The organism is Gemmatimonas sp. (assembly GCF_044345575.1).
Lineage (GTDB): Bacteria > Gemmatimonadota > Gemmatimonadetes > Gemmatimonadales > Gemmatimonadaceae > Gemmatimonas.
In genome coordinates, this window is the sequence record NZ_JBIJAW010000218.1 from 1 (window position 1) to 5,599 (window position 5,599).

A 5,599-nucleotide genomic window follows, 5' to 3' on the forward strand; every position below is an offset into this window, starting at 1 on the left:
TACGCCCTGGGCGACAAACCATCCACCAGACTGGTCCGGTATGCCTTCCACGCCGGCACGATGCCGATCAGCATGCCGCTGATCATCACCAGGGCGAGATAGGTGTACTCGGTTTCGCCAAGGGCGCGAAGAGCGAGGTGAATACCGAAGCGCTGTTCGATGGGCGACTGCGCCAGCGCAAGCCCGCCGTACACCAGGGCTACGCCGATGAGGCAGCCAAGGAAGGCGAGCAGCGTGCTCTCCAGCACAAGCAGCGCGAGGATCGTGCGCGGCCCGGCGCCAATGGCGCGTAGAATGGCCATCTCGCGGCGCCGTGCCTCGAGCGACGAATAGAGCGCCACGAGCATGCCGGTAATGCTGATGAGCACCGCGAACATCGCGATGACGCGCAAACCGACCTCGGCGCTCCCGATGTTCTGCCACAGTTCGCCGAGCGCGACGCCGGGGATGATGGCCGTGAGCGGTTCCACGAGATCGGTGTTCATCTCGCGCTGGAGCATGAGCGCTTCGAAGCGGTTCTTGGTGCCGACGAAGAACGCGGTGATCTGATCATCGCCATGGTCGTGCTCCGCTTCGGCCTTCGCCGTATCCACAGCGGGTTCGGCAACACGCGGCGGAGGCGCCTGCGGCGCTGGCGGAGGCGGTTCAGCGCCCGGCATCACCATCGGCGTTCCCGGCGGCGGCTCCGCCCCCGGCATCACCATCGGCGTCCCCGGCGGCGGCTCCGCCCCCGGCATCGCCATCGGCACGCCAGCCGGCGGCGCCTTCGGAATTGCCGCAGCACGTCGCTTGTTCGCCTCGATCACCGACGCAGACTTCGAGCTCGCGCTCTTCGAAGTTGCGCCCTGCCGGCTCGCGCCACTCTCGCTCGCGCCTTTGGCAGCACCGCCGCTGGCCCCGTACTCCCCTTCCCCGTGCATCGCCTCGATGCCTTCGAGGGTGACGTATACCGACCGATCGATCGGCGTGAACGTGCGCTGCAGCACCCCCACGACGCGGAACGGATGCGCCTCGTGATTGCTCGTGCCGATGTCACGGAGCCCATGCGTGACCACCACGGGCGTCCCCACCGTGTATTTCAGACGCTCGGCCACGTCCCAGCCGATCACCACTTCGCTGTCGGCCTGCGCCACGCGTCCTGCCGTGAACGACAGGCGGCCGTCCTTGCGGAAGCGATAGCGCTCGTAGAACGCCGTGCTCGTCCCCACTACGCGAAAGCCGCGGTGGCTGTCGCCCAGCGAGTACGGCACCACCCACTTCACCGCGGGATGCTGCTGCCACCGCTCCATGGTGCGGAGCTGCACGCTCCCCGACGCGTTGCCGATCCCGAACACGGTGCTGAGCAGCACCTGCAGCGTGCCACCGCGCGCGCCCACGATGAGGTCGACGCCGCGAATGGTGCCAGCGAAGCTGTCGCGCACACCGGCGCGCACCGTTTCGATCCCCACGAGCAGCGTCACCGAGAGCGCGATGCTGGCCACGGTGAGGGCGGTCGTGAGCTTGCGGCTGCGAAGTGAAGCGAACGCAAGTCGCAGAATGAGCATCATGTGGCACCGTCCGTCGACGGGGCACGCGTGACCTTCGCCGCCGTATTGATCTCGGCAAGTTCCACGATGCGCGAAAAGAGCGGCATGAGCGTGTGATCGTGACTCACGAACACCAGCGTCGCATTCGCCTTCTCGCACGAGCGGAAGAGTAATTCGAGGAATTGCTCGCGGCGGTCGGTGTCGAGCGCGCTGGTTGGCTCGTCGGCAATCACCACTTCGGGGCTCCCGATGAGCGCGCGCGCCGCAGCGACTCGCTGCTGCTGCCCTACGCTCAACTCGCCGATGGGCGTATCGAGATAGCGGGCGATATCGAGCTGGCCGGCCACATCGCGCACGGCCGCGTCGAACGAAAGACCACCCAAGCGCGCCCGCCGTTCGGACTCCAGCCGAATGGGCAGCAGGATGTTCTCCCGCACCGAGAGGTACGGGATGAGGTTGAACATCTGGAACACGTAGCCCAGGTGTCGCGCACGAAAGGCATCGCGTGCGCCGTTGGACATGGTGGTGAAATCCTGTCCCAGCACCTTCACCTGTCCGGCGGACGCGCGCAGCACGCCCGCAAGAAGGCCGAGCAGCGTGGTCTTGCCACTGCCGCTCGGCCCATGGAGGAACACCGTCTCGCCACGCGCGATCGACAGTGCGTCGATCGCGATCACATCATGGCCGGGCCGGTAGGCGAATCGGAGCTTCGACAGTTCGACGGCCGCGGACATCCGCGCGGAAGCCGACGACGTCGGAGAGGTCATGCGAGCGGGTGTTTACTTGGCGGAGTACGGCTCGACCTTGAGCCCCTGCAACGTGTAGCCCACGGTGCCATAGGGGCTCTCGACCGACGCGATCTTGAGCGTGCCCGACATCCACACGGCGTCGAACAAATTGAGTTTGATCGCCTTCTTGCCGCTCATCTCGACCATCACGATCTGATTCGGCGGCGGCGGCGGCGTGTGCACGCAGGCGCCGTAATACGGCACTAGCAGGAACTCGGCGCCTTCTTCCTGGAAGTCGTCGAGCGGCACCACGAAGCCCGGGATACGCACCTGCTTCCCCTCGAGCTTCTTGAGCGTATCGGTCGCCTTGCCGTTCGTGTAGTCGAGACCGGCGAGCACGCGCCAATCGATGTTGATCGCGGCCTGCGGCGCCGTTGCCGCGACCGGTGAGGGCTTGTCGCCAGCGCGCACGGGCGACGTGACCGCCACACGCTTCGAAACCGGGGGTACGGCCGGACGGGTAAACGCCGATCCCACCACCACGAGGGTGGCGAGGCCGGCAACGGACAGCAACGTATTGGAACGACGCGTCATGTAAGTCTCGTGGGCAGAACGGTTACCTCAATGTACGCGAAACACATCGGAATGTTGCCCTGCCCCAGCGCCGACCCCTTTCGGTATATTTGCGGCCATGTCCCGCGCCGAGATCACCACCCCCGAAGCCCTCTCCGAAGAGGGGCTGGTCGAACTGTCGCTCCGTCCGCAGCGGCTGGCGGAGTTCATTGGCCAGAAGAAGGTCAAGGAGAGTCTCGCCATCGCCATCGAGGCGGCCAAAGCGCGGCGGGAGCCGTTGGACCACATCCTCTTCTTCGGCCCCCCGGGATTGGGCAAGACCACGCTCGCCGATCTGATGGCCCGCGAACTGGGGGTGAACCTCACCACCACCTCGGGCCCGGCACTCGAGAAACCCAAGGATCTTGTGGGCCCGCTCACCAACCTGCGCGAGGGCGATGTGCTGTTCATCGATGAGATCCATCGCCTGCGTCCCGTGATCGAGGAGTTCCTCTATCCCGCGATGGAGGACAACAAGATCGATGTGCGCCTCTCCGACGGCCCCAACGCGCAGACGGTGCCCATCGAGATCCAGAAGTTCACGCTGGTGGGGGCGACCACGCGCCTCGGCATGCTCACGGCCCCCATGCGCGCGCGATTCGGTCTCGTGCACCAGCTGGCGTTCTATCCGGTGGAAGAGCTCGAGATCATCGTGCGCCGCACTGGCGATGTGCTCAAGGTGGAGATGGATGCCGCCGGCGCCCACGAGATTGCCAAGCGATCACGGGGCACCCCGCGGGTGGCCAACCGCCTGCTGCGCCGGGTGCGTGACTATGCGCAGGTACGCGCCAACGGCCGCATCACGCTCGATGTAGCGCAGGCTGCCCTCGCCCTGCTCGATGTGGACCACTTCGGCCTCGACGACATGGATACGCGCCTGCTGCGAGCCATTATCGAAAAGTTCGACGGCGGGCCCGTGGGGCTCGGCACCATCGCCGCCGCCATCGGTGAGGACGCGAGCACCATCGAGGACGTGTACGAACCCTTCCTCGTGCAGCACGGCTTCCTGCAGCGTACCCCGCGAGGCCGCATCGTGACCGCACACGCGTACCGGCACCTGGGCTTCACCCCGCCCACGGGTGCGGCGGAGCAGACGGGGCTCTTCTAGCGCTCCGCACCGATCACACTCACGTCGGCGAGATAGAACTTTCGGTCCGGTCTCCTGATCCTATCAGTAAGCAGGTGGGACGAAGCTCCGGATCCGCGTGAGGAATCCATGCCGAGCCGTTGCGCAGCCGCCCCGATTCGATTGTCTTTCGCCTCCTCATGTCCGAATCGTCCGAACACGCGACTGCGCCGGCGCTCATCGGCTCGCGCACGTCCGACTACGATTACGAGCTCCCCGAATCGCACATCGCGCAGCGGCCTATTGAGCCGCGCGATGCGAGTCGGTTACTCGTGCTCGATCGCCGCGACGGTTCACTCGCGCACCGTACCTTCCGCGACGTCCTCGACCTGATTCCCGACGGCGACGCGATCGTACTGAACACGACCAAGGTGTTCAAGGCGCGTTTGCTGGGACATCGCGAGAGCGGGGGACCGGCCGAGATCCTGCTCCTGCGCCCCGCCGAGGGTGTGACGGACGGCCTGCATTTCGAGGCGATGATCCACCCGGGCGGCAAGCTGCGTCCCGGACGTGTGGTCACCATTGCCGACGACCTCAAGGTGGAAATCGTCGACACCACGCCGAAGCGCACGCGCATCGTGAAGCTCGTCACGGATGGCGACGCCATGACCGCCGTGGAGCGCCATGGGCATGTGCCGTTGCCGCCGTACATCGAGCGGGCTGACGAGGCGGGCGACACCGCGCGCTACCAGACGGTCTATGCCAATCAGGCGGGATCGGTGGCGGCGCCCACCGCAGGGCTGCACTTCACCGACGACCTGCTCGCGCGTCTCGATGCCAAGGGCATCGAACGGGTGAACATCCTGCTGCACGTCGGCGCGGGCACCTTCCGCCCCGTTAGCGACGACGACCCGTCGCAGCATGTGATGCACGAGGAGTGGTGCGAGGTGAGTGCCGAGGCGGCCGCACGCCTCAACGCCATCCGGGCCCGTGGCAACAAGATCTGGGTGGTGGGCACGACCGGCGTGCGCACGCTGGAAACGGTCACCGACGCGCACGGCATCGTACAGCCCTATCAGGGCAACACGGACATCTTCCTGCGCCCGCCCTATCAGTTCCGCGGCGTGGACCATCTGATCACGAACTTCCACTTGCCGAAGTCGACGCTGATCATGCTCGTGGCGGCCTTCGCCGGGTTCGACGCCACGATGCACGCCTATCGGACGGCGGTGGCCGAGCAGTACCGGTTCTATTCCTACGGCGACGCGATGGCGATCGTGTAACCTGACGCCGGTTTCCGCTACCTTTCCGCGGTGACCAGCCCGTTCCGCTTTCAGACCACCCACACCGACGGCCATGCCCGCGCCGGGGTCTTCACCACGCCCCATGGCGATGTGCAGACCCCGCAGTTCATGCCCGTCGGCACCCTCGCGAGCGTCAAGTCGCTCGACCCCGAGGATCTCACGCGCCTCGGCGCCACCATGATCCTCGCCAATGCGTATCACCTCCGCCTGCGGCCCGGCGACGAGATGATCCGTACCATGGGCGGGCTGCACCGGTTCATGCAGTGGCACGGCCCCATCCTCACGGATAGCGGGGGCTTTCAGGTGTTCTCCCTCGAGGGGCTCCGCACCATCCAGGAAGAGGGGGTGGAGTTCCGCAGCCAT

The 5,599-nt window shown here is 66.2% G+C and carries 6 protein-coding genes; 3 read left to right on the forward strand and 3 right to left on the reverse strand.

All coding sequences use genetic code 11. From position 1 onward, the window contains the following. The 3 genes from ACIQ6O_RS11970 to ACIQ6O_RS11980 form a co-directional block, all read right to left on the reverse strand. Positions 1-1,547: ABC transporter permease (locus ACIQ6O_RS11970; RefSeq protein WP_396208021.1), on the reverse strand; the 1,547-nt coding region annotated here is incomplete at its 3' end. Beyond that, positions 1,544-2,293, reverse strand: a complete 750-nt coding sequence (locus tag ACIQ6O_RS11975; RefSeq protein WP_396208022.1) for an ABC transporter ATP-binding protein — start codon at positions 2,291-2,293, stop codon at positions 1,544-1,546. The genes ACIQ6O_RS11975 and ACIQ6O_RS11970, both read right to left, overlap by 4 nt. 12 nt (positions 2,294-2,305) lie before the next feature. After that, positions 2,306-2,848: a DUF3299 domain-containing protein gene (locus tag ACIQ6O_RS11980; RefSeq protein ID WP_396208023.1), complete on the reverse strand. Its 543-nt coding sequence runs from the start codon at positions 2,846-2,848 to the stop codon at positions 2,306-2,308. Between the two features lie 97 nt (positions 2,849-2,945). On the opposite strand from ACIQ6O_RS11980, the gene ruvB reads away from it, so the two are divergent. From ruvB to ACIQ6O_RS11995, 3 genes are all read left to right on the forward strand, one after another. Further along, a complete protein-coding gene (gene ruvB / locus ACIQ6O_RS11985) occupies positions 2,946-3,974 on the forward strand; it encodes a Holliday junction branch migration DNA helicase RuvB (RefSeq protein WP_396208024.1) in 1,029 nt (342 codons plus the stop codon). Between the two features lie 158 nt (positions 3,975-4,132). Next, positions 4,133-5,215, forward strand: a complete 1,083-nt coding sequence (gene queA, locus ACIQ6O_RS11990; protein WP_396208025.1) for a tRNA preQ1(34) S-adenosylmethionine ribosyltransferase-isomerase QueA — start codon at positions 4,133-4,135, stop codon at positions 5,213-5,215. 30 nt (positions 5,216-5,245) lie between these two features. Then, positions 5,246-5,599: tRNA-guanine transglycosylase (locus ACIQ6O_RS11995; RefSeq protein ID WP_396208026.1), on the forward strand; the 354-nt coding region annotated here is incomplete at its 3' end.